This is a genomic window from Micromonospora matsumotoense (assembly GCF_050951065.1).
Classification (GTDB): Bacteria; Actinomycetota; Actinomycetes; order Mycobacteriales; family Micromonosporaceae; genus Micromonospora; species Micromonospora matsumotoensis.
Map to the genome: position 1 here is coordinate 388002 of NZ_CP192025.1, position 21861 is coordinate 409862.

Here is a 21861-nt window from a genome sequence, read left to right on the forward strand (position 1 = left end):
CCGCCGCGTACGGCGAGGGCGGTACCCGGGCACGGCGATCGCGTCGATCACCACGGCGAACACGGCGCGCTTGCCGGGGAAGTCGCCTCGGATGGCGTCAAGAACCAGACAGCTGCTTTATCGTGTCGTTCAACAGCCCGCCGGGCTGCGAAAGGAGCACCGTGGCGATGATCCCAGCATCGCCGGACGGTGTGCCGCGGGCCCTCGCAGGATCGTCAGGTATCACCCGGCGCCACCGGCGCGTGTCGATGGCGGACGTGGCCCGAGCGGCCGGCGTCTCCGCGCAGACGGTATCCCGCGTCTCCACCGGCCATCCCGGTGTTGTCGCGTCCACCCGCCAACAGGTTCTCGCGGCGATGCAGCAGTTGGGCTACCGGCCCAACAGTGCGGCCCGGGCGCTGAAGAACGGCGAGTTCCGCACCATCGGCGTCATCATCTTCACGCTGTCCACCACGGGAAACAGCCGGCTGATCGAGGCGATCGCCACCCACGCCAGCCGTGCTGGTTACGTGATCACGCTCATGCCCGTGGCGACACCCACCCAGCACGGCGTGCTGGGCGCGTTCACCCGACTGGGCGAGTTGGCGGTGGACGCCGTCATCGTGGTGATGGAGGTGCATCTGCTCGACGCCGCGATGTTCGTCCTCCCGCCGGGGGTACACGTCGTGGTCGTCGACTCCGATGCCGGCGACCGTTACCACGTGGTGGACACCGATCAGGCCGACGGTGCGCGGCAGGCCGTCCAACACCTGCTCGACCTCGGCCACCACACCGTCTGGCACGTCGCCGGGCCGCCGGAGTCCTTCGCCGCCGAGCGTCGGGCGACGGCGTGGCGCTGCGTGCTTGAAGGGGCGGGTCGGCCCGTACCGTCGATGTATCGCGGCGACTGGTCGGCCGAATCCGGTTACCGCGCCGGCCTCCTGCTGGCAGACGAGGCGTCGTGCACCGCGGTCTTCGCCGGCAACGACCAGATGGCCCTCGGCGTGCTGCGGGCGTTGCACGAGAAGCAACGGATCGTTCCCCGCGACATCAGCGTGATCGGCTTCGACGACATCCCGGACAGCGCCTCGTTCATCCCACCGCTGACCACGATCCATCAGGACTTCGCCGAAGTAGGCCGCAGATGCGTCGAGACCGCGCTGCGACAGATCCGCAACCAGCCCGTCGAGCCCGGTACCAGCCTGGTGCCGAACCGGCTGGTGACACGGGCCAGCACGGCAACACCGCGAACCGCCTGACCCGAACCGGGCCGCTCCTGCCGGTGCTTCCGCCCGCATCGTCGGTGCTTGGCTCTGGAGTGGTCAGGTGCCGAACCAGCCGGGGACGTCGAGGCGGAAGGAATCCGGCGGGGTGACCGCGCGCAGGTCGTCTTCCAGGGCGGCGACCCGGTCCGCGCCGAGCCGCGTCACCCAGCGCTCCCGCAGCGCGTCGAAGAGCACCGCCGACCGGCGTAGCCCGTCGACACCCTTTTCCGTCATCCGGACCAGTTTGCGGCGGGCGTCGGCCGGGTCGTCGGCGCGTTCCAGGTAGCCGAGGGCGACCAGCCGGTCGACGGTCTTTCCGGCGGCCTGCTTCGAGACGCCCAGGCGGTGCCCCAGTTCGGACGCGGTGGTGCCGTCGACCCCGACGGCCTGGAGCACGAAGCCGTGCGCCGGCCGCAGGTCGGGGTGGCCCTGCCGGGCCAGCTCGGTGTGCAGGTCGTCGATGAGGCTGCGGAAGCCGGCGAGCAGCAGCAGGGGCAGCACGAAGCCGGGGCGCTCGGGGTCAGCCGTCGACATGTTCGACAACCTGGTTTACTGTTTGGACAACCACGTTGACTATCGTACGTGAGGGGTACCGCCATGTCCCGACCGACCTTCCCCGTCCACACCCTCGACACCGCGCCCGACCCGGCCCGCGCGACCATGGCCGGCGTACACCGGAAGCTCGGCCACCTGCCCACCGGGGTCGGCCTGATGGCCGAGTCCCCGGAACTGCTCAAGGGGTTCCTGACGGCGTCGGCCACCTTCGAGGCCACCGACCTCGCGCCGGTCGAGCGGGAGGTGGTGGTGCTGACGGTCGCCACCCGCAACCGGTGCCACCTCTGCGTGGCGATGCACACCGCGACGCTGCGCCGGCTGGGTGCCGCCGCTGAACTGATCGCCGCGCTACGCGACGGCACCGAACTGCCCGAACCCCGGCTGGCGGCGCTGCGCCGGTTCACCCTCGCCGTCCTCGACCACGCCGGTGACGTGCCGGACGACGAGCTGGCCGCCTTCCTCGACGCCGGCTACCGGGCCCGGCACGCCCTGGACGTGGTGCTCGGGGTCGGGACGTACACCATCTCGACCTTCGCCAACCGGCTCACCCGTGCCCCGCTCGACCCGCCTCTCGCCGGGTACGCCTGGGAGCCGGCGGCCTGACCGGAAATGCGGTCCGGGGTCGGGGGCGCCCAGAGCGAGCACCTGCCGCTGGGCGCGCATAACTAAAGAAATCTGTAGTTTCGTGCCATTGGCTGACCGGAAACTAAAGGTCACCGACAGGTGCGGGCGGCCCAGCCGAGGAAGCGGTCGTACAGCGCTCCTGGTTTCGGGGCGTCCTGGGGGTGGAGCCGGTACAGGTCCTCGACGGCGGTGTACAGCATCCCGGCCAGGTAGATCGACAGGGCGACCCGGCTGTTCCGGTAGTCGGCCGCGAGGGTCAGCCGGGCGGTGGCGCACGGCCACGGACCGCCGCAGGCCCGGCAGAGCCACAGCGGCCGGAGTGGGACATGGAGCCGGGAGCGCTGCGCAGGGCTGGTCATTGCGGCTGGTGAATGTCGCCACCGAGCACACCCGGATCCGGCTGCACGTCGTGCCCGCCTCGGTCGGCGCGTATCCCGGTGTCGCCGGGGCCTTCGTGCTGGCTACGCTGCCCACCGGAGAGGATGTCGTCTATCTGGACGATCAGCTCAAGGGTCAGGTGATCGACCACGCCGGGGACGTGCTGGCGGTCCGGTCGGCCTGGGAGTCGATCCAGGGCGAGGCGCTGCCGCTCCAGCAGTCGATCGATCTGTTGACGGAGGTAGCGAAGTCATGGAGCTGACCGGCGCGCGGTGGCGCACCAGCACCCGGAGCAGCACCAACGGCGGCAACTGCGTCGAGGTGGCCGACAACCTTCCCGGGCTGGTCGCCGTCCGCGACAGCAAGGATCGCGACGGCGGTGTGCTGACCTTCACCCCGGCAGCCTGGCGGTCGTTCGTCGCGCTCGCCCCTCCCCGCTGACCCGCCCGCTGACCCCGTGCCGGCCGGCGCCGGCTGGCCCGCGCGCTCGCTGACTCGCTTGCCGACCCTGCCGCGCCTGCTGGCCCGCGTTCGCTGACTCGCCTGCCGGGCGCAGGGCGAGTCAGTCGTGCAGGAAAGGCAGCAGCAGGCTGGCCAACTCGGTGGGGCGCTCCTCGAACAGCCAGTGGCCGCAGTCGGCGACCACCCGGCCGTCGACCGTGCGGGCGTAGCGGCGTACCTGGTCGGCGACCTGCCCGCCGAGGCTGGCCGCCGCGCCGACGGCCAGCACCGGCATCGGCAGCGGGTTCTTCCGGTACGCCGTGTTGTCCGCGACGTCCTGCGCGAAGGCCCGGAAGTAGTCGAAGCTGGCCCGCAGGTGGGCCGGGTCGGTCAGGTGCCGGGCGTACTCCTCGATGTCGGCCGGGCCGATGCTGCCCTTGTTCACCATGATCGAATCGGTGAAGCGGTCCACCCAGCGTGCCTCCCGGCCGGCGACCAGCTCCTCCGGCAGGCCGTTGGTGAGATTGAAGAAGCCGAAGTTCCACACCGCCGGCCCGGCCGTGCTCAGGGCGGGGAACGCGTAGATGCTCTCGTCCGGAATCGGTGCCTCGGTCAGCACGAGCCGGGACACCGTGTCGGGGTGGGCGGCGGCGTAGGCGTACGCGACCATGGTGCCCACGTCGTGGCCGACCAGTCTGATGTCGCCGGCCAGGCCCAGGCTGGTCAGCAGCCCGTGCAGGTCGGCGGCGACGGTCAACTTGTCGTACCCGTCGGGTGGGGCGTCGCTGTCGCCGAAACCGCGCAGGTCGGGGGCAATCACGTGGTACGTCGCGGCCAACTCCGGCAGCAGCGCCCGCCACATCCGCCAGCACTGCGGATAGCCGTGCAGCAGCACCAGGGTCGGCCCCCGGCCGCCCCGGACATAGTTGATCGCCACGGCACCGACCTGGGCCCGCTGCTCGGTGAACCCCGCCGGAACCCGTCCGTCGCCCATCCCCGCCCCCGTCCCGACGTCGACGGCCCGGCCACCTGCCCCACCGTCACCCGTCCAACGAGCAGCCGTCGGTCGGAGAGACGCACCCGCCCGGGCGGAGACGTTCGCCGAGATCTTGGCAGGAAATGGCCCCTATGGGGGCCGACTCTCTCCAAGATCTCTGACCAAGGCCGCCATCCACCCGGGCGGGGAGGCGCACCCGTGATCTCTGACCAAGGCCGCCATCCACCCGGGCGGGGAGGTGCACCCGTCGGGGTGGGGAGACGCACACCGCGCGGGGCGACCCGCCGTCGGCGGTGCGCCCCGGGGTGCGGGAGACTGGCCGTATGGCGGCACGTGGCTTCCCGTACACCGATCTCAAGGACTTCCTCGCGGCGCTGGAGCGCGCGGGCGAGCTGCGGCGGGTGACCGTCCCGGTGGACCCCACGCTGGAGATCAGCGAGGTGGTCACCCGGACGGTCCGGGCCGGCGGGCCGGCGCTGCTCTTCGAGCGGCCCACCCGGGGCGAGATGCCGGTGGCGATCAACCTGTTCGGCACCGAGAAGCGGATGGCGATGGCGCTCGGCGTCGGGTCGCTGGACGAGATCGGTGACCGGATCGGCGCGCTGATCAAGCCGGAGCTGCCGGTCGGCTGGTCCGGCATCCGCGAGGGCCTCGGCAAGGTCATGCAGCTCAAGTCGGTGCCGCCCCGCAAGGTGAAGACCGCCCCCTGCCAGGAGGTGGTCTACTCCGGCGACGACGTCGACCTGGGGAGGCTGCCCGGCCTCCAGGTCTGGCCCGACGACGGCGGGATCTTCCACAACTACGGACTGACCCACACCAAGCACCCGGAGACGGGCAAGCGCAACCTCGGGCTCTACCGGCTCCAGCAGCACTCCCGCAACACCCTCGGCATGCACTGGCAGATCCACAAGGACTCCACCGCCCACCACGCGGTCGCCGAACGGCTCGGCCAGCGCCTCCCGGTCGCCATCGCCATCGGCTGTGACCCGGTGGTCAGCTACGCCGCCTCCGCGCCGCTCCCCGGTGACATCGACGAATACCTGTTCGCCGGATTCCTGCGCGGCGAACGGGTCGAGATGGTCGACTGCCTGACCGTCCCGTTGCAGGTGCCGGCGCACGCGCAGATCGTGCTGGAGGGCTACCTGGAGCCCGGCGAGCGGCTGCCCGAGGGCCCGTTCGGCGACCACACCGGCTTCTACACCCCGGTCGAGCCGTTCCCGGTGCTGCACATCGAGACGATGACCATGCAGCGCAACCCGGTCTACCACTCGATCGTCACCTCCAAGCCACCGCAGGAGGACCACGGCCTCGGCAAGGCCACCGAGCGGATCTTCCAACCGCTGCTCAAGCTGATGATCCCGGACATCGTCGACTACGACCTGCCGGCCGCCGGGGTGTTCCACAACTGCGCGATCGTGTCGATCCGCAAGCGCTACCCGAAGCACGCGCAGAAGGTGATGAACGCGATCTGGGGCGCGCACCTGATGTCGCTGACCAAGCTGATCGTGATCGTCGACGAGGACTGCGACGTGCACGACTACCACGAGGTCGCCTTCCGGGCCTTCGGCAACGTCGACTACGCCCGCGACCTGCTGCTCACCGAAGGCCCGGTCGATCACCTCGACCACTCGTCCTACCAGCAGTTCTGGGGTGGCAAGGTGGGCGTCGACGCGACCCGCAAGCTCCCCACCGAGGGGTACACCCGGGGCTGGCCGGAGGAGATGACCATGTCGCCGGAGGTCGCCTCCCTGGTCGACAAGCGCTGGAAGGAGTACGGCATCTGATGGCCACCGCCGTTACGCCGGCCGCCCGCCCCGGTCGGGTCAAGTCCTTCCTCAAGCTCGTCGCGATCGAGCACTCCGTCTTCGCGCTGCCGTTCGCCTACCTGTCGGCGCTGACCGCGATGCAGGTCAACGGCGGTCGGGTCCGCTGGTGGGACCTGCTGCTGATCACCGTGGCGATGGTCGGGGCGCGGACGTTCGCGATGGCCGCCAACCGCATCCTCGACCGGCGGATCGACGCCCGGAACCCGCGTACCGCCGGGCGGGAACTGGTCACCGGGGCGGTGAGCGTGCGGACGGCCTGGACCGGTGCGGCCGTCGCGCTGGTGGTCTTCCTCGCCGCCGCCGCCCTGCTCAACCCGCTCTGCCTGCTGCTCGCCCCGCTCGCCGTGATCCCGCTGGTGGTCTACCCCTACGGCAAGCGGTTCACCGACTGGCCGCACGCCATCCTGGCGATCGCCCAGGCGGTCGGCCCGGTCGGCGCCTGGCTCGCCGTCACCGGCACCTTCGCCGGCTCGTGGCCGGCCTGGCTGCTCGGCGCGGCCGTCGGCCTGTGGATCGGCGGCTTCGACCTGATCTACGCCTGCCAGGACGACGAGGTCGACCGGGTGATCGGGGTACGCAGCGTCCCCGCCCGCTACGGCCGCCGCTTCGCGCTGCACGCCTCCACCGTGGCGCACGTGGTGACGTTCGCCCTGTTCGTCTGGTTCGGCGCGTTGGTCGGCTACGGCTGGCCCTGGTGGATCGGGCTGGTGCTCACTGCGGTCGCCTTCGGCTACCAGCACCTGGTGGTCACCCCGACCGACCTCAGCAAGGTCAACCGGGCCTTCTTCACCGCCAACGGCTTCGTCGGCATCGCCCTGTTCGCCTTCGCCCTGCTGGACCTGCTCCTCCGCCTCAACCTCCACCCCTGACAACCCCACCACCACGTCATCCTGCTCCCACCCCACCCCACCCCACCCCCCACCCACCCCCTGCCTCACCCCGGTGATCAAGAGGTTTGCGTCAAGTGATCAAGAGGTTCAGGTCAACTTTGATCTTCAGGTTGACCTAAACCTCTTGATCACCGGGGCGGCGGCGGGGCGGGGCGGCGGGGGACTGGGGTGGTGTCAGGGGTGGGGGTGGAGGGGGTAGCGGGCGCTTTCCAGGGTCCAGTCGATGGTGCCCCGGACGGCGTTCGCGACCCCGTCGAGGTGGGTGGCGACTGACGCGTCCAGCGCCGGACCGAACGACGGGACCGCCCTGCACTGGGCCTGGAAGTGGCCCATCGTGTCCCGCCACCGCTCGGCGACCAGCTCCACCGCCTCCGCCACCGGCACGTTCCGTTCGGCGGCCAGCGCCAGCACCAGGTTGTGCCCGCCCGAGGTGACCCGGTCCCGCTCCATCGAGGCGAGGTCGTTGTACCAGGAGAGCAGGTCGTTGCCGAGGGCACCGATCCGGCGCAGCAGCGGATGGTGGTACACCGCGTCGGGCAGCACCCGGCCCCCGACGAACTCGATCAGCGGATACGACACGTACGCCGCCGAGGTGGCCCGGCGTAGCGCGACGTACTCGTCCACCCCGGGTGGCCGCCCGCTCTCCTTCGCCACCGCCTCCCGCCAGTTGCCGTCCAGGTGGTCGCCGACCGCGTCGGCGAACCGCAGCCGCCAGCGCGCCGGCATCCGCCGACGGGGTGCCCGCCACGCCTCCACCAGCAGCCGACGCAGCGGCCCACCGAATCCCGGGTGCCGTCGTCGGGGACCGTCGTGCAGCAGGGTCAGCGTCCCCCGGCGTAGCGCCCGGATCTGCTCCGAGGGCAACCGGTCCGGCCCGTCGCAGGCGTCGTCGACCAGGAAGAACCAGGTGAAAAGCGCCGCCACGGTACGCAGGTCCGGCTCACTCGCGTCCGGATAGAGGCGGCCGGCGTACCGGGCGAAGCCGGCCCGGTCGAGCCGGTGCAACGCCTCGGCGCCCAACGGCAGACCCAGTCGGGGCAGCCGCTCCAACAGCCAGTCCTGCACCCCCTCGGCGTACGGGGAGAGCCGGGGTGGGATCGGGCACGCCGACCGTAATGACCAGAGGAGTTCTTCGACCATTACCGATTCCTCCCCCGTGCGGCGTGGACCAACCGAGCGCAGCATCGCAGGTCCGCTTCTGACGCCCCGCCCAGGGCCCGCCGACGGATGCCTGAATCGTGTGCTCAGCGACGGTGGAGGACCGCGCAGACCCTGCCCCGGCCGGGCGGACGCGGGCTCCGGGCGGGACGTGGGCCCCGGCGGACGTGGGCCCCGGGCGGACGCGGCCCCCGGGCGGACGCGGCCCCCGGGCGGACGCGGCCCCCGGGCGGACGCGGGCTCCGAGCGGGACGTGGGTCCCGGACGGGCGCGGCCCCCGGGCGGGCGGGAGTGGCGGGAGGGCAGGGGACCGGAGACGGATCCGGGGGTGGGCGTCCGACGGTCGGCGTACACCAGGCAGGCTGGGCGTATGCGCGAACCATGGGTGGTGGGGGTCTCCGGGGCGTCCGGCACGCCGTACGCGGCGGCCGTCGTCCGGGGGTTGCTCGATGCCGGGCAACCGGTGGACCTGATCGTGTCCCGGGCCGCCCGGCTGACCGTCCTCGACGAGACCGGCCGGCCGTTCCGGGACGGGCACTGGGTCGAGGACCTCGCCGGCTGGCTGGGCCGGGATCTCACGGGCGACGACGTGCAGCACTGGCCGGCCGGCGACATCGCGGCCGGCCCGAGCAGCGGCTCCTACCGGGTACGCGGGATGGCGGTGGTGCCGGCCAGCACGGCGGCCTGCGCCGGCATCGCCATCGGCCTGTCGAAGGACCTGCTACAACGCGCCGCCGAGGTCAACCTCAAGGAACGGCGGCCGGTGGTGCTGGTGCCCCGGGAGACCCCGGTCACCCGCAGCCACCTGGAACACCTGATCGCGCTGCACGACGCCGGCGCGGTGGTGCTGCCGGCCAGCCCCGGCTTCTACGGTGCCGGTGCGTCCGCCACCGCCCAGCAACTGGTCGATTTCGTGGCCGGCAAGGTGCTGGACGCCCTGGGCGTGCCGCACACCCTGTTCCGACGCTGGTCGGGCCGGTTGGCCGCCGACCGCTGACCAGGTCCGCGACCGCCACCGCGCCGCTGACCGGGACGCACGCCCGGCCGGGTGCGGGCCGGATGATCAGCCCGGACGGGCCCGCCACCTGCTCAGTCGGCGACGGGCCGGCCTGTTCGGCCGGCCCGCGCGTCCGTCTCGCACCATTCAGTACATCCCGGCATTGGCCGGACCCGGCCCGGTCGAGGCGGCAGGCCCCACATTGCGTGGTTTGCCCATGTCGTCCGCCTCGTCCAACATGCCCTCCCCTTCCAGCAGGGCCCGCACCTCGGATTCCCGAAACCGGCGATGCCCGCCTGGAGTCCGGATGCTGCCTATCCGGCCGGCCGCTGCCCAGCGCGTCACAGTCTTCGGGTCCACCCGAAACAACGCAGCGACCTCACCCGGTGTCAGCAGGCGATCTCCAGTGTCCACAGCCCCCTCCTCGCGTCGACGAAGCCCTCGGCTGAACACACTGCCCCCGGCCGGTGCGAGCCCAGAGCCGTCATGAGGGACGTATGGCAATTACAGCACCAGCGAACTGGCCTGTCCGCCAAACGCGAAAAACGCACGGAGTGAGAAGTTAGTAAATGGTACCGGCGCGGGACTCCCTTGACCGTCGGTCTGCGAACTGTCACCTGCTGTCAGATCCAACGGATGCCGGTGGCCGGACGTTACGCCCCAACGGATAGGCTCACCCTCCGTGGACGCGATCGACCGGAGCCTCGTCGAACTACTGCGCGGTAACGCCCGCCTGTCGTACGCGGAACTGGCCCGGCAGGTCGGCCTCTCCGCGCCTGCGGTGCACGAACGGGTCGGCAAGCTGGAGTCCGGCGGCGTCATCCGGGCCTACCGGGCCGAGGTGGAGCCGGAGGCGATCGGGCTCGGGGTGACCGCCCTGATCGGCATCGTCGAGGACTCCGGCGGGGACACCGACGACGTGCTGGAGACGTTCCGGCAGATGCCCGAGATCGAATCCTGCTACTTCATGGCCGGCGTCGAGTCCTTCCTGCTCAAGGCGCGGGTGGGCACCATCGCCGAGCTGGAACAGTTGATCGTCCGACTGAGCCGTACCCCCGGGGTGGCCTCCACCCGCACCGGCATCGCGCTGTCGACCAAGTGGGAGAACCGGCCCCAGCCGATCGAGCCACCGGCTTCCTGACCGGCCGGCCCGCCGCCCGCCGGTCCCCCTCCCGCCGCCGTACGCGCAGCGCGGTCCGCCTGCCGTCGCCTGCCGCTGCTGCCTGCCGTCGCCCGTCGCTGCTGCCCGCCGTCGGCGCCCGTCGGCGGCGATGCCGGGGCGGCCCGAACCCGAGCTGACCTCGCTTGTAACGTTGCCGACGTGACTCATCTGGAGCGGTGCGACGAGGCCGGACGGGTCTGGGTGACCGAGGCCATCGCCGCGGTGGAGGCCGACGCCAACCGGTCGGCCGACACCCACCTGCTGCCGTTCCCGCTGCCCCGACAGTGGGGGATCGACCTCTATCTCAAGGACGAGTCGGTGCACCCCACCGGCTCACTCAAGCACCGGTTGGCCCGTTCACTCTTCCTCTACGGGCTCTGCAACGGCTGGATCGGACCGTCGACCACGGTGATCGAGGCGTCCTCCGGCTCGACGGCGGTCTCCGAGGCGTACTTCGCCCGGATGCTCGGGCTGCCGTTCGTCGCGGTGATGCCCGCCTCCACCTCACCGGAGAAGATCGCCCAGATCGAGTTCCACGGCGGGCGTTGCCACCTGGTCGAGGACCCGGCCAAGGTGGTGGTCGAGGCGCGCTGGCTCGCCGAGGACAGCGGCGGGCACTTCATGGACCAGTTCACCTACGCCGAGCGGGCCACCGACTGGCGGGGCAACAACAACATCGCCGAGTCGATCTATGCCCAGCTCTCCCTGGAGCGGCACCCCGTGCCGGCCTGGATCGTGGTCGGCGCGGGCACCGGCGGCACCAGCGCCACCATCGGCCGGTACGCCCGCTTCCAGCGGCTGCCCACCAAGCTCTGCGTGGTCGATCCGGAGAACTCGGCGTTCTATCCGGCGTGGCAGGCCGCCGACTGGTCGGTGCGCACCGGCCGGGGTTCCCGGATCGAGGGGATCGGCCGGCCCACCGTCGAGGCGTCCTTCCTCCCCTCGGTGGTGGACCGGATGACCCAGGTGCCGGACGCCGCCTCGCTGGCCGCCATGCGGGCCGGCTCGGCGGTGCTCGGCCGGCGGGTCGGAGGCTCGACCGGCACCAACCTGTGGGGGGCGTTCGGGCTGATCGCCGAGCTGCGCGCGCAGGGCCGGACCGGCTCGGTGGTGACGCTGATCTGCGACGCCGGAGAGCGGTACACCGACACCTACTACGACGACGGCTGGGTGGCCGCCCAGGGTCTCGATCTGGCTCCGCACCTGGCCACCATCGACCGCTTCCTCACCACCGGCGGTTGGCCGACCTGACGGCGTCGACACCGTGGACGTGCCGTACCGCTGGGTGGCGCCGTACCCCTGCCGGCTCCGGCCGCGGTAGAACTGATGACGTTACCGACTCGGGCGCGGGTTAGCCCAGGTCCGCCCGGTCGGCCACACCGGGGTAGTGCCGGACCAGGCCCGCGCCGTCCACCTCCAACTCGGCGCGGAAGGTGTCGCTGGTGAATCCCACCCGCCCCGGCCCGAGCGCCGTGTAGACCTGCTCGCCGGCCACCACCTCCAGGCTCGGCACCAGCACCCAGGCCACGGTGATCCGGTGCTCGGTGCTGGACGTGGCCCCCGCCAACCCCAACCGGCGGATCGGCAGGCTGTTGAACAGGGCCGAGCCGCCCAGGTCGACGTCGAGGGCGTCGTGCAACCGGTCGGGCTCCTCGATGCCGGGTAGCCCGGCCGGTGGCTGCCCGGCCGCCCGCAGCGCCGCGTCCAGGTCGCCCTGCTCGCCGGTCGTCACCCGCCAGCCGTCCGCCCCGCGTTCCAGTCGTACGGTCCGCGACCAGCCGGCCCCCTCGGCCTCCACGGCGAGCGAGACGGTGACCCCGTCCGCGCCGGCCACCACCCGGTAGCGGCAGGTGTAGGGGATCGGGTCGATGGCCAGTTGGGTGCCGTGCGCGGCGAACCCTGACCCGTCGTCGAGGACGGCGTGCTCGGCCCCGGCGGTGTCCGTCCGGCTCCAGAATAGTGACCTCGGCATGGTGCGGACGTTACGCCAGCCGGGCGTCGTCGGCAGCGCATGCACGAACGCCGCCCCGGAGCGTGGGCTCCGGGGCGGCGTCGGGAATTCCACCGATCAGTGGGTACGCGCCGGCGGCCTGCCGCCGAAGCCCTGCCGGTCGTCACGCGGCCGGTCGTCGCGGACCCGACCCTCGGTGCGGAACCCGCCCCGCCGGTCGGTGGCACGCGGCTCACCGTTGCCGAACCGGCGCTCCCCGGAGTGCTGCTCGCCCCGGGCGTCCCGGTCACCGAAACGCTGCTCACCCCGGTCGCCGAAGCGCCGGTCGCCGTAACCCCGGTCGGTCTGCACGCGATCCCCGTAGCCCCGGTCGCCGCTGGGCCGGTCGCCGTACCCACGGTCACCGGCGGGGCGGGCGCTGTAGCCCCGGTCGCCACCCGGTCGATCGCCGTAGCCCCGGTCGCCGCTGGGGCGGGGGCTGTAGCTCCGGTCGCCGCTGGGCCGGTCGCCGTACCCACGCTCACTGCTGGGGCGGGCGCTGTAGCCACGGTCGCCAGCGTGACTCCGGCTGTCGCGGTCACCGCTGTGACCCCGGCTGTCCCGGTCACCGCTGTAACCGCGGCTGTCCCGGTTGCCGGCGTAGCCCCGGCTGTCGCGGTTGCCGCCGTAGCTGCGGGAGTCCCGGTCGCCGAAGCGGCGCGGACGGTCGCCGTGCCGACGCGGCTCGGGCTCGTCGCGTACCGGGACCGGGATGCCACTGGGCTCGCGGGCCCCGGTCAGTTCGGTCAGCACCGCGTCGCCGACCCGGACCCGGGTCTCGGCCGGCTCCACGCCGGCCTTCTCCAGCATCGCCAGCGTGGTTCGCCGCTGCTTGGGCAGCACCAGCGTGGCCACCGCGCCCGACTCACCGGCCCGGGCGGTACGACCCGCCCGGTGCAGGTAGTCCTTTGGGTCCTTCGGCGGGTCGATGTGCAGCACCAGGGAGACCCCGTCGACGTGGATGCCCCGGGCCGCCACGTCGGTGGCGACCAGCACGTCCATCCGTCCCTCCTTGAACTCGGCGAGGGTCTTGGTGCGCATCCGCTGGGTCTTGCCGCCGTGCAGCCCACCGGCCCGTACGCCCACCGCGCCGAGCTGCTCCACCAGCCGGTCGACGCCGAGCTGGGTACGGGCGAAGAGCATGGTCCGGCCGGGGCGGGCCGCGATCGACGCCGCCACGGCGAACTTGTCGTGCGGCGGGATCAGCAGCAGGTGGTGGTCCATGGTGGACACCGACGCGGTCGACGGGGCGGTGGAGTGCGTCACCGGGTCGGTCATGAACCGCCTGACCAGCGTGTCGACGTCACCGTCCAGGGTGGCCGAGAAGAGCAGCCGCTGGGCGTTCGCCGGGGTCTTGGCGAGCAACTCGGTGACCTCGGGGAGGAAGCCCATGTCGGCCATCTGGTCGGCCTCGTCCAGGACGGTCACCTCGACGTCGTCCAGGACGCAGACGCCCCGGTTGATCAGGTCGCCGAGCCGGCCCGGGGTGGCCACGACGATCTCGACGCCCCGCCGCAGCGCGTCGATCTGCCGGTCGTACGGGACGCCACCGACGGCGGTCTTGAGGAAGATCCCGACGGCCTTGCCGAGCGGCAGCAGCGCGTCGTTGACCTGCATCGCCAGCTCGCGGGTCGGGACCAGGACCAGGGCGCGGGGGTGCAGCGGCCGGGCCCGGTTGCGCTCGGCCAGCCGCGCGATGACCGCCAGCCCGAAGGCCAGGGTCTTGCCGGAGCCGGTCTGGCCCCGGCCGAGGACGTCCCGGCCGGCGATGGCGTCGGGCAGGGTGGCCCGCTGGATCTCGAACGGGGTGGTGATGCCCTGCCGGGCGAGGGTGTCGACCAGCTGCCGGGGCAGCCCCAGGTCGGCGAAGCCGACGACGGGGGTGGCCGGAGCCGGGGCGTTGCCGGTGTCGTCACCGGCCGGGAGGTCGTGGGCGGACGGAATGGTGCCGGGGTCAACGGAGGTGGTCAAGAAATGCCTTTCGAGCGGGGCGCATCTTCGCGATGGCCCGCCGCAGCATGAGGTTCGCCGCCGAATCGCCCGCAAGATCGCCCAGGGGCACGCCACGCGCGCCGGGTCAGTGATCCCGACAAGTGTACGGCGATCCTGCGGTGCCGCCAGTGCACTCCGCGCCGGTAGTGGGCGGACTCACCCCCGATCCGGTCCTCCCCACCCGCCTGCCGGGCCCGCCCACCAGCACCTCCGTGGCGTCCGGCCGCCGGGGTCTCACGGGGACAGCATGTTGCCGACCAGCCCGTCCATCACGTTGTTGGCGAGCAGGACGACCAGCACGCTGATCGCCACCAGCAGTCCCAGCGAGGCGGCGAGCACGATCACCACCCGGGTGGTGCGGGATCGCGGCGTCGGCGTGTCGGACCAGCCCTGAGCCAGGATGTGTCCGGTCAGCGAGCCGGAGTTCTCCACGGAATTGGCGGCCGGGAATGCGACCGTGGAGTGGCCGGGCCCGTCGGTGCCGCCGCCGTAGCCGACGCTCGCCAGGTCCGGACCGCCCCGGTAGGAGGTGCCGGTGGCACGGCGGGTGACGGCGCCGGCCGTCCCGTCCGGGGCGGGTACGGAGCGGGGCGAGCCGGGCAGCGCGGGCGCCGGCACCACCGGCAGTGCCGACGTGGCGTCGCCGCCCGACAGGTCGGGCACGACCGGGGCCTGGAACGTCGGCACGGCCGAGCCGGCAGCACCCGTACCGCCGCTCTTCGCCGGGGACGCGGACGACGGCGGGGTGAAGGCGGGGAGTGCCGGGGCGGGGGGTGCGGACGACGGCGGGGTGAAGGCGGGGAGTGCCGGGACGGCAGGTGCGGAGGCGGACGGGCGTGCGGAGGCGGGCAGGGGTGCGGAGGCGGGCGGGATGAAGGTGGCGGACGCCGGGGCCGGAGGTGCCGGGACGGTCGGGGTGGCGGTGCCGGCGGTCGGGGGTACTGCGGCGGAGGCGCTGGCCCGGAAGGCCGGGGTCGCGCGGCCGGTCATGGCCGGCGGCGGCGGGAACGGAGGTGCCGGCATCGGGCCGGGTGGCGCAGGCGGCGGCGGTACCGCCGGACCCGGGGGTGGCACCGGTGGCCCGGGTACGGGCGGGACGGGGCCGGGCGGGACCGGGACGGGACCCGGCGGTGGGCCGGGCAGCGGCGGGACCGGCGCGGGGAACGGTCCGGGAGCGGGCGGCTCAGGGGTGAACGGCGTGGGACTCGGGGCGGGCTCGGGCGTGGGGGTCGGCACCGGGGTGGGCTCCGGTGCCGGGGTCGGTGGGGTCGGCGGCTGGACCGGCTCCGGGGGCTGCGCAGGCTCGGGCGGTTCCGGGCTGACCGGTGCCGACCGGTACACCCCGGGGGACGCGTCACCGGACCGGGTTCCCGCGCCCGCCGCCGCGCCTTCGGCCTCGGCGGCGGAGATCCGACTGAGCCCGGGGACGGAGACGCTGGCCCGTGCCGTGCCGCCGTCCGATCCGCCGCGCTGCCCGGGAACGCCGGTCGGGGAACCCGGGTCGTCCGGAGCCGGGCCATGGGGGTGCGGGTCGTCCGGAGCCGAGCCGTTGGAGGGCGGGTCGGGTGTTCGGGAGGCAGGGATGGTGGCCGGGGTGCCCGCTCGGTAGGTGGTCGCGGTGGCCGGTCCGGCGGGAAGTTCGTTGCCCTCGGGCGGTGCGGTCACGGTCCGCACACTGGCCGTGGCGCGGGCCGGTCCGTCGGTGGACGGACCGGGCCGGGCCGGGGCATCGCTGGTTCCGGTGAACCGGCCGGAGCTGTCGGCGGCCCCGGTGGGTCGGCCCGGGTTGTCGGTGGCCCCGTCGCCGGTCCGACCGGGTGCGTCGGCGGGTGCGGTGGGTCGGGCCGGGTTGTCGGTGGCCGGGTCGGGCACGGGTCCCTGGTCGACCTGCCGCACCGGAACCTCTTGCTCGCCCATGATCGCCCTCCGCGCACCGTCGCACCCGCGCCCCGTGAACGGCGACCGGATGTGCCTCGTGTCACCGTGCCACATCTCGCCCCGTCGGCACAGTCGGAGTGCCGAGGGGAGGGTCGCGGTGGTGGCGGTCGGTCAGCTCCCGGTGCTCGCCGAGGCGGTCGCCGAGGTCGAGGTGGACGCCGACCTGCTGCTCTGGGGGGCGCCGGTGTTGACGGCCGTGGTCGGGGTGGCGCTGTCGTCCGGGGAGCCGGAGCCGGAGATGCTCGGCGTCGGTTCGGCGCTCTTGCTCGGGGTGGGGGTGGGCGTCACGGACGGCTTCGGCGTCGGCGGCTTCGTCGGGACCGTGGTCGACGTCGGCCGGGGTGTGGGCGGCTTCGGTGAGGCGCTGGTGGGCTTCGGCGACGGGGTGGTGGGCTTCGGCGACGCGCTGGTGGCGCCCGGGGTCGGCGTGGGGACCTGGGTGACCGGGGAGCCTGGAGTGGTGACCGCGCCGACGACCCGGGTGGAGGCGTAGAGACCGGACCACCGGACCTGGGAGATCTTGACCACGTCCCCGCTGCGCGGCGCCTGCACCATCCGCCCACCACCGATGTACATGGCGACGTGGTGGATGGTCGTCCAGCTGCTGCCCGAGGCGAAGAAGAGCAGGTCGCCGGGGAGCAGGGCACCCTGGGAAACCGTCCGGCCGCGGGTGGCGTAGTACTGGTCACGGGCGACCCGGGGCAGGTCGTAGTAGCCGGCGGACCGGTAGGCGGCCCACATCAGCCCCGAGCAGTCGAACCGGTCCGGGCCCTCGGCCGCCCAGAGGTAGGGGTCGCCGAGCTGCGCCAGCGCGTACCGGACGGCGGTGAGCGCCTGCGGACTGGCGTTCAGCCCGGTGCTGCTCTGCCCCTCGACGTACGCCGCGCCCAGCCTCTGCTCGGCAGCCTCCTGCTGCTTCTCCAGCGCGATGAGCTGGGCCTGGTTTTCCGCCCGCAGCTTGGCGATCTTGGCGTCGTTGTCCCGCAGCGCCTTCTGCACCGCGGCGAACTGTTCCTCCGCCCGCCGGACCCGGTCCGTGGCGGCGGTGACCGCCTGGGCGGCGACCTGCTCGGCCGTCCGGGCCCGGGACAGCTCGCCGGCCGCCGCGGTGGTCTCGTCGTCGGCCTGCTCACCCCGGGAGGCCCGCTGCAGGACGCTCAGCCCGCGCAGGTCACGGGCCAGCTCGCCGGGCGGCAGGGCGGCGGCGGCCTTGAAGGCGTTCGCGGCGACGGCGTTGGCCTGCTGCTCCGCCACGGTCAGCGCGCCCCGGGCCCGGGTCAGCTCACCCTGCACGCCGGTGAGTTGGACCCGCGCGTCGTCGCGCTGCTTCTGTAACTGGAGGAGCTGGTCGGCGAGCTGACCGTTCTGCGCGGTCAGGGCGTCGATCTGGGACAGCAGCGGGCTGGTCGGGAGCCCGCCGACCGGCAGGGTCGGATAACCGGGCTGACCGAGGGCCGGGTAGCCGGGCGTCGCCGCGCCGGGCAGCTGCACCCCGCCCGTCGCCACCGGCCGGGAGCCGGTGTCCGGGACGGTGTTGGGCAGCGGCGGCTCGGCATAGGCCGGGGTGGCCAGGACCATCGCGGCGACCGCGCCGAGCAGCGCCGACCAGAGCGCCGGACGCAGCACCGGGGAGACCAACGGGCTCCTGCGTCGTCGCTGCCGTCGCCCGTGCCCGCTGTCGACCATTCCGCTCCCTGTGCCGCGTGATGGCGCCGCGCGGGGTGGGCGCGGCGACCGGGACGCCGCCGGCTTGCGCCGCGTCCCTTCCTGTCTTACCGCACCGGGACAACGATGTCGATGCGCAGCCGGCTTGGAGAAGCCTGGGAGTACGGGTGAAGTACGCCGCTGCCGGTGCCCGTCCTGCCGACTCGTCGGTGGCCCGACGTAGGCTCGATCGGACCGCAGGTGGAAGGGACGTGGCTTTTCGATGGACGCCGGACTCAAGCGTGAGCTCGAAGCGAAGGTGTACGCGGGGGAGCGACTGACCCGCTCGGACGGGATCGCCCTCTACGAGAGCGACGACCTGACCTGGTTGGGTCGACTGGCCCACCACCGGCGTACCGAGTTGAACGGCGAGCGGGTGATGTTCAACGTCAACCGGCACCTCAACCTGACGAACGTCTGTTCCGCCTCGTGTGCGTACTGCTCTTTCCAGCGCAAGCCGGGCGAGAAGGACGCGTACACGATGCGTATCGACGAGGCGGTCCGCAAGGCCAAGGAGATGGAGGACGAGCAGCTCACCGAGCTGCACATCGTCAACGGCCTGCACCCCACGCTGCCCTGGCGCTACTACCCGAAGGTGCTGCGGGAGCTGAAGGCGGCGCTGCCGAACGTCAAGCTCAAGTGCTTCACCGCGACCGAGGTGCAGTGGTTCGAGAAGATCAGCGGCCTGTCGGCCGACGAGATTCTCGACGAGCTGATGGACGCCGGCCTGGAGTCGTTGACCGGCGGCGGCGCGGAGATCTTCGACTGGGAGGTCCGCCAGCACATCGTCGACCACGCCTGCCACTGGGAGGACTGGTCGCGGATCCACGCGCTGGCCCACGCCAAGGGCATGAAGACCCCGGCGACGATGCTGTACGGGCACATCGAGGAGCCCCGGCACCGGGTCGACCACGTGCTGCGGCTGCGCGAGTTGCAGGATCAGACCGGCGGGTTCGCGGTCTTCATCCCGCTGCGCTACCAGCACGACTTCGTCGACTCGGCGGACGGCAAGATCCGCAACCGGATCCAGGCGCGCACCACGATGGCCTCGCCGGCCGAGTCGTTGAAGACGTTCGCGGTTTCCCGGCTGCTGTTCGACAACGTCCCGCACGTGAAGAACTTCTGGGTGATGCACGGGCTGTCGGTGGCCCAGCTGTCGCTCAACTTCGGCGTGGACGACCTGGACGGCTCGGTCGTCGAATACAAGATCACCCATGACGCCGACTCGTACGGCACCCCGAACACCATGCACCGGGACGATCTGCTGCACCTGATCTGGGACGCCGGTTTCCAGCCGGTCGAGCGGGACACCCGCTACAACGTGGTCCGCGAGTACGACCGGGCGCCCTCGCTGGCGTCTCGGCGTGCCGAGCCGCAGCAGGTCTGGGCCTGACCCGGCCGTATGCTCGTCACACCATGACCGGACAGCAGCCGACCGCGCAGCAGCGCAGCGGGTTTCCCCGTCGGGACGCCGAGGGGCGCATCCTGACCCTGGGTGACCTGCTCGGGGTGAGCCTGGCCGGTTGGCTGATCGGCCTGCTGGCGCTGGTGCTCTTCGACTGGGCGTTCGCGGTGGCCGGCGCGGGTGACTTCGGTCGTACCAACGGCTGGCTCGCGGTGATCCTGCCGGCCTGGCTGTTCTGGGACGACTTCCGGGCCTGGGACTTCGGTGCGGCCCGGGTGGTCGCGGCGCTGTCCGCCGCGCTGCTCGCGGTGCTCGCCGGGCTGCTGGTGGCGGGCCTCGCCGGCGGGCTCGCGCCGCTGTTCACCGGCGGCCTGGCCGCGCTCGCGTTCGCCCTCGGGTACGCGGTGCTCTGGTTCCAGGGCGTGCACTGGCTGGCCCGGCGGACGGGCTGAACCACCCGACGGCGGGCGTCCCGACGCAGAAGCAAGGAGTGGGCAACGTGAGCGCGAGCAGCGAGCGGGGTGTGCGGGCCCCACGGTCGCGGATGAGGATGGTCCTGTGAGCGCGGCGGTCAAGTACACGCTGGCCCGGATCGGGCTGTTCCTGGTGGTCGTGGCGGCGCTGTGGCCGGTCGGGATGAACCTTTTCCTGAAGCTGATGGTGGCGTTGATCTTCTCCGCTGCCGCGTCGTTCTTCCTGCTCCGGGGTTGGCGGGACCAGATGGCCGAGGAGGTGGCCGCCGCCGCCGAGCGGCGACGCGCGGAAAAGGAGCGGCTTCGTTCCGCCCTGGCCGGCGACGACCAACCCGCTGAGGGCGACCGGCCCCACTGACCCCCGCGCACCCCCGTCCGCCCGCGCCTGACCCCGCCCGCCCTGCGCCGTGCGCCCGCCCCGCGACCCGATCGGCCATGATCCACTCCAGATCGGCCCCGTAGCGGTATCGCGGCGCGGTGATACCGCTACTTCGGCCCCCTGGAGTGGATCATGCCGGCCCCCCTGGAGTGGATCACGCCGGCCCTCTGGAGTGGATCACGCCGGTCGGGGAGGAGATCACCAGTTGGTCGAGCCGGGGACCACCGGCCACGGGCGGTCGGTCGGCTTGATCAGGTAGGCGATGCCGCCCGACCCGCCGGCTACCGTGCCGTTGGCCCGGTAGCGCTTGGTCCGCAGCCAGATCTGCTCGAACTGGTCCCGCCGGTAGACGTTGCGCACCTCGGCGTTGGACGCCGACGCCGGGTCGTTGACGATCACGTCCCCGTCGGCGGTGAAGCCGACGATCACGAAGAGGTGCCCGGAGGTGCCGTAGTTCGACCCGTCCAGCTCGGTGTCGAGGAAGGACTGCGAGGTGACCACGGGGATGCCGGCCCGGATGAACCGTTCCGCCTCGTCGAGCGAGTGCAGCCGGGTCACCCGCGCCTCGATGCCGCCGAAGCTGGCCGCGTACGCGGTGTTGAACGGCCAGTTGCCCGCGCCCTCGTACTCGTTGTCCCAGGTCATCCGGGCGGCGTGGACGACCTGCGGGTCGGGGTGGTCGGGGTCGATCCAGGACAGGTCGGCCGCCGACGGCAGCTTGCCGTAGTACTCCAGCACCATCGTGGTGGACGTCGGGCTGCACCAGACCTGGCCGCCGCCGCCCCACTCCGGGTAGCTGCCCCGGTGGACCATCTGGGAGCGGGCCGGCACCGGCAACTCGGTGCCCCAGGCGATGCCGCCCCGGCTCGGTGCGACGGTGAACCGGTCGGGCACGTGCGAACTCATCGCGCCGAGCATCCGGACCCGGGGCGAGGCGGCCTGGCCGGGCGCGCGGTAGAGGGTGAGCCGCAGCTGGTACGACCGCAGCAGCACCCCGGCGTCGGCGTCGTCGATGACGAGGGTGTCGGTCCAGACGTTCGACCAGGGGTCGCCCTGACCGTCCAGGGTGGCCCGGGTGATGTCCTGGTCACCGGCGGCCCACCGGGCCAGCACGTACCACGGGGTGTGGTCGTCGGTGGTGTAGGTGCCCTGGAGTTCGACCTGGAGCCAGGTGCCGGCGGGGGTGTCGGCGTTCCAGGAGGCGACGAGTTCGGTGGCGTCGAAGCCGATCGGGGTGCGCGGCGAGGTCCAGGTGGCGTACTCCCAGGTGCGGGTGGTGCCGGTGTGCGGGTCGGTGAACTCGGTGGTGCCGGCCGGACGGCCGATGGCGAGGCCGGCGCGGTGCCCGGGTACGGCGTACGTGCCCCGGTGGGTGCCGGCCCGCCAGTCGGGGTGCCGGGACCACTCCTGGAAGGTGATCTGCTCGTCGTGTCCGCCCGGGGGTGGGCGGTCCCCGGCGGGCGGGGGCGTCCCGGCGGGTGACGGGCCGCCGGCGTGGACGGGGGCGGTGCTGGCGAGCAGGGTGAGGGTGGCGACGCCGACCAGGGCGACCGCGCGCAGTGCTCTGCTGGACATGGCAACTCCGCAGGGTGGGGAATCGTTGCCGTTCACTGTCCCGCTCGGCAGGAAGTTTCGCCAGAGCTTGCGGATGAGAAAATCATTGCCGATGTGACGATCCGGTCGGGATGGTTGGAGATAGTCACGGATA

The 21861-nt window shown here is 72.5% G+C and carries 22 protein-coding genes; 12 read left to right on the forward strand and 10 right to left on the reverse strand.

Translation table 11 applies throughout. The features are described 5' to 3' along the window. Positions 1-248: 248 nt before the first annotated feature. On the forward strand, positions 249-1238 hold the full coding sequence (locus tag ACQP1S_RS01915; protein WP_432907716.1) for a LacI family DNA-binding transcriptional regulator: 990 nt from the start codon (positions 249-251) through the stop codon (positions 1236-1238). A gap of 63 nt (positions 1239-1301) precedes the next feature. Here the strand turns inward: ACQP1S_RS01915 and ACQP1S_RS01920 are convergent, their stop codons facing one another. Next, positions 1302-1778, reverse strand: a complete 477-nt coding sequence (locus tag ACQP1S_RS01920; RefSeq protein ID WP_432902365.1) for a MarR family winged helix-turn-helix transcriptional regulator — start codon at positions 1776-1778, stop codon at positions 1302-1304. Between the two features lie 63 nt (positions 1779-1841). Between ACQP1S_RS01920 and ACQP1S_RS01925 the strand changes: the two genes are divergently transcribed. Continuing rightward, positions 1842-2402 carry a carboxymuconolactone decarboxylase family protein gene (locus tag ACQP1S_RS01925; RefSeq protein WP_432902367.1) on the forward strand — a complete coding sequence of 187 codons (561 nt, stop codon included), beginning with the start codon at positions 1842-1844 and terminating at the stop codon, positions 2400-2402. A gap of 110 nt (positions 2403-2512) precedes the next feature. Here the strand turns inward: ACQP1S_RS01925 and ACQP1S_RS01930 are convergent, their stop codons facing one another. Continuing rightward, on the reverse strand, positions 2513-2782 hold the full coding sequence (locus tag ACQP1S_RS01930) for a hypothetical protein (RefSeq protein WP_091244256.1): 270 nt from the start codon (positions 2780-2782) through the stop codon (positions 2513-2515). An 8-nt stretch (positions 2783-2790) separates the two neighbouring features. On the opposite strand from ACQP1S_RS01930, the gene ACQP1S_RS01935 reads away from it, so the two are divergent. Then, the gene (locus ACQP1S_RS01935; protein WP_432902369.1) at positions 2791-3063 is read left to right on the forward strand and encodes a Scr1 family TA system antitoxin-like transcriptional regulator; all 273 of its coding nucleotides are present in this window, start codon (positions 2791-2793) and stop codon (positions 3061-3063) included. Next, positions 3054-3242: a DUF397 domain-containing protein gene (locus ACQP1S_RS01940; protein ID WP_432902371.1), complete on the forward strand. Its 189-nt coding sequence runs from the start codon at positions 3054-3056 to the stop codon at positions 3240-3242. Before ACQP1S_RS01935 ends, ACQP1S_RS01940 begins: the two co-directional genes overlap by 10 nt. A gap of 121 nt (positions 3243-3363) precedes the next feature. On the opposite strand, the gene ACQP1S_RS01945 is transcribed toward ACQP1S_RS01940, so the two are convergent. Continuing rightward, a complete protein-coding gene (locus ACQP1S_RS01945; protein WP_432902373.1) occupies positions 3364-4236 on the reverse strand; it encodes an alpha/beta fold hydrolase in 873 nt (290 codons plus the stop codon). A gap of 326 nt (positions 4237-4562) precedes the next feature. Between ACQP1S_RS01945 and ACQP1S_RS01950 the strand changes: the two genes are divergently transcribed. Continuing rightward, on the forward strand, positions 4563-6023 hold the full coding sequence (locus tag ACQP1S_RS01950) for a menaquinone biosynthesis decarboxylase (RefSeq protein WP_432902375.1): 1461 nt from the start codon (positions 4563-4565) through the stop codon (positions 6021-6023). Beyond that, positions 6023-6934: a menaquinone biosynthesis prenyltransferase MqnP gene (mqnP, locus tag ACQP1S_RS01955; RefSeq protein ID WP_432902377.1), complete on the forward strand. Its 912-nt coding sequence runs from the start codon at positions 6023-6025 to the stop codon at positions 6932-6934. Before ACQP1S_RS01950 ends, mqnP begins: the two co-directional genes overlap by 1 nt. A gap of 195 nt (positions 6935-7129) precedes the next feature. On the opposite strand, the gene ACQP1S_RS01960 is transcribed toward mqnP, so the two are convergent. After that, complete coding sequence (locus tag ACQP1S_RS01960; protein WP_432902379.1) at positions 7130-8095, reverse strand: terpene synthase family protein; 966 nt, start codon at positions 8093-8095, stop codon at positions 7130-7132. 388 nt (positions 8096-8483) lie between these two features. On the opposite strand from ACQP1S_RS01960, the gene ACQP1S_RS01965 reads away from it, so the two are divergent. Then, complete coding sequence (locus ACQP1S_RS01965) at positions 8484-9110, forward strand: UbiX family flavin prenyltransferase (protein WP_432902381.1); 627 nt, start codon at positions 8484-8486, stop codon at positions 9108-9110. 147 nt (positions 9111-9257) lie between these two features. Here the strand turns inward: ACQP1S_RS01965 and ACQP1S_RS01970 are convergent, their stop codons facing one another. Next, positions 9258-9524 carry a BldC family transcriptional regulator gene (locus ACQP1S_RS01970; RefSeq protein WP_084261470.1) on the reverse strand — a complete coding sequence of 89 codons (267 nt, stop codon included), beginning with the start codon at positions 9522-9524 and terminating at the stop codon, positions 9258-9260. Between the two features lie 268 nt (positions 9525-9792). Here ACQP1S_RS01970 and ACQP1S_RS01975 point away from each other — a divergent pair, with 268 nt between their 5' ends. Both ACQP1S_RS01975 and ACQP1S_RS01980 read left to right on the forward strand, forming a co-directional pair. Continuing rightward, a complete protein-coding gene (locus ACQP1S_RS01975) occupies positions 9793-10251 on the forward strand; it encodes an Lrp/AsnC family transcriptional regulator (protein WP_091244277.1) in 459 nt (152 codons plus the stop codon). 180 nt (positions 10252-10431) lie between these two features. Continuing rightward, on the forward strand, positions 10432-11523 hold the full coding sequence (locus ACQP1S_RS01980; RefSeq protein WP_091244282.1) for a PLP-dependent cysteine synthase family protein: 1092 nt from the start codon (positions 10432-10434) through the stop codon (positions 11521-11523). 100 nt (positions 11524-11623) lie between these two features. On the opposite strand, the gene ACQP1S_RS01985 is transcribed toward ACQP1S_RS01980, so the two are convergent. The 4 genes from ACQP1S_RS01985 to ACQP1S_RS02000 form a co-directional block, all read right to left on the reverse strand. Next, positions 11624-12244, reverse strand: a complete 621-nt coding sequence (locus ACQP1S_RS01985; protein WP_432907718.1) for a putative glycolipid-binding domain-containing protein — start codon at positions 12242-12244, stop codon at positions 11624-11626. Positions 12245-12340: 96 nt separating this feature from the next. Then, positions 12341-14233, reverse strand: coding sequence for a DEAD/DEAH box helicase (locus ACQP1S_RS01990; RefSeq protein ID WP_432902384.1), 1893 nt, complete (start codon positions 14231-14233; stop codon positions 12341-12343). Positions 14234-14488: 255 nt separating this feature from the next. Next, positions 14489-16171, reverse strand: a complete 1683-nt coding sequence (locus ACQP1S_RS01995) for a hypothetical protein (protein ID WP_432902386.1) — start codon at positions 16169-16171, stop codon at positions 14489-14491. A gap of 132 nt (positions 16172-16303) precedes the next feature. Continuing rightward, positions 16304-17878 (reverse strand): C40 family peptidase, encoded by a 1575-nt coding sequence (locus ACQP1S_RS02000; RefSeq protein ID WP_432902388.1) that lies wholly within the window; start codon positions 17876-17878, stop codon positions 16304-16306. 241 nt (positions 17879-18119) lie between these two features. Between ACQP1S_RS02000 and mqnE the strand changes: the two genes are divergently transcribed. From mqnE to ACQP1S_RS02015, 3 genes are all read left to right on the forward strand, one after another. Beyond that, positions 18120-19289, forward strand: a complete 1170-nt coding sequence (gene mqnE / locus ACQP1S_RS02005; protein ID WP_091244294.1) for an aminofutalosine synthase MqnE — start codon at positions 18120-18122, stop codon at positions 19287-19289. 23 nt (positions 19290-19312) lie between these two features. After that, positions 19313-19753 carry a hypothetical protein gene (locus ACQP1S_RS02010; protein WP_091244297.1) on the forward strand — a complete coding sequence of 147 codons (441 nt, stop codon included), beginning with the start codon at positions 19313-19315 and terminating at the stop codon, positions 19751-19753. A gap of 106 nt (positions 19754-19859) precedes the next feature. Further along, complete coding sequence (locus ACQP1S_RS02015) at positions 19860-20132, forward strand: DUF4229 domain-containing protein (RefSeq protein ID WP_091244301.1); 273 nt, start codon at positions 19860-19862, stop codon at positions 20130-20132. Positions 20133-20351: 219 nt separating this feature from the next. On the opposite strand, the gene ACQP1S_RS02020 is transcribed toward ACQP1S_RS02015, so the two are convergent. Beyond that, on the reverse strand, positions 20352-21728 hold the full coding sequence (locus ACQP1S_RS02020) for a C39 family peptidase (protein ID WP_432902391.1): 1377 nt from the start codon (positions 21726-21728) through the stop codon (positions 20352-20354). Positions 21729-21861 lie beyond the last annotated feature (133 nt).

Excerpts from the sequence above, each read along its gene's own strand:
- ACQP1S_RS01915 (WP_432907716.1), top strand. The coding sequence starts at position 249 with ATGGCGGACGTGGCCCGAGCGGCCGGCGTCTCCGCGCAGACGGTATCC.
- ACQP1S_RS01920 (WP_432902365.1), bottom strand. The coding sequence starts at position 1,778 with ATGTCGACGGCTGACCCCGAGCGCCCCGGCTTCGTGCTGCCCCTGCTG.
- ACQP1S_RS01925 (WP_432902367.1), top strand. The coding sequence starts at position 1,842 with ATGTCCCGACCGACCTTCCCCGTCCACACCCTCGACACCGCGCCCGAC.
- ACQP1S_RS01930 (WP_091244256.1), bottom strand. The coding sequence starts at position 2,782 with ATGACCAGCCCTGCGCAGCGCTCCCGGCTCCATGTCCCACTCCGGCCG.
- ACQP1S_RS01940 (WP_432902371.1), top strand. The coding sequence starts at position 3,054 with ATGGAGCTGACCGGCGCGCGGTGGCGCACCAGCACCCGGAGCAGCACC.
- ACQP1S_RS01945 (WP_432902373.1), bottom strand. The coding sequence starts at position 4,236 with ATGGGCGACGGACGGGTTCCGGCGGGGTTCACCGAGCAGCGGGCCCAG.
- ACQP1S_RS01950 (WP_432902375.1), top strand. The coding sequence starts at position 4,563 with ATGGCGGCACGTGGCTTCCCGTACACCGATCTCAAGGACTTCCTCGCG.
- mqnP (WP_432902377.1), top strand. The coding sequence starts at position 6,023 with ATGGCCACCGCCGTTACGCCGGCCGCCCGCCCCGGTCGGGTCAAGTCC.
- ACQP1S_RS01960 (WP_432902379.1), bottom strand. The coding sequence starts at position 8,095 with ATGGTCGAAGAACTCCTCTGGTCATTACGGTCGGCGTGCCCGATCCCA.
- ACQP1S_RS01965 (WP_432902381.1), top strand. The coding sequence starts at position 8,484 with ATGCGCGAACCATGGGTGGTGGGGGTCTCCGGGGCGTCCGGCACGCCG.
- ACQP1S_RS01985 (WP_432907718.1), bottom strand. The coding sequence starts at position 12,244 with ATGCCGAGGTCACTATTCTGGAGCCGGACGGACACCGCCGGGGCCGAG.
- ACQP1S_RS01995 (WP_432902386.1), bottom strand. The coding sequence starts at position 16,171 with ATGGGCGAGCAAGAGGTTCCGGTGCGGCAGGTCGACCAGGGACCCGTG.
- ACQP1S_RS02000 (WP_432902388.1), bottom strand. The coding sequence starts at position 17,878 with ATGGTCGACAGCGGGCACGGGCGACGGCAGCGACGACGCAGGAGCCCG.
- mqnE (WP_091244294.1), top strand. The coding sequence starts at position 18,120 with ATGGACGCCGGACTCAAGCGTGAGCTCGAAGCGAAGGTGTACGCGGGG.
- ACQP1S_RS02010 (WP_091244297.1), top strand. The coding sequence starts at position 19,313 with ATGACCGGACAGCAGCCGACCGCGCAGCAGCGCAGCGGGTTTCCCCGT.
- ACQP1S_RS02020 (WP_432902391.1), bottom strand. The coding sequence starts at position 21,728 with ATGTCCAGCAGAGCACTGCGCGCGGTCGCCCTGGTCGGCGTCGCCACC.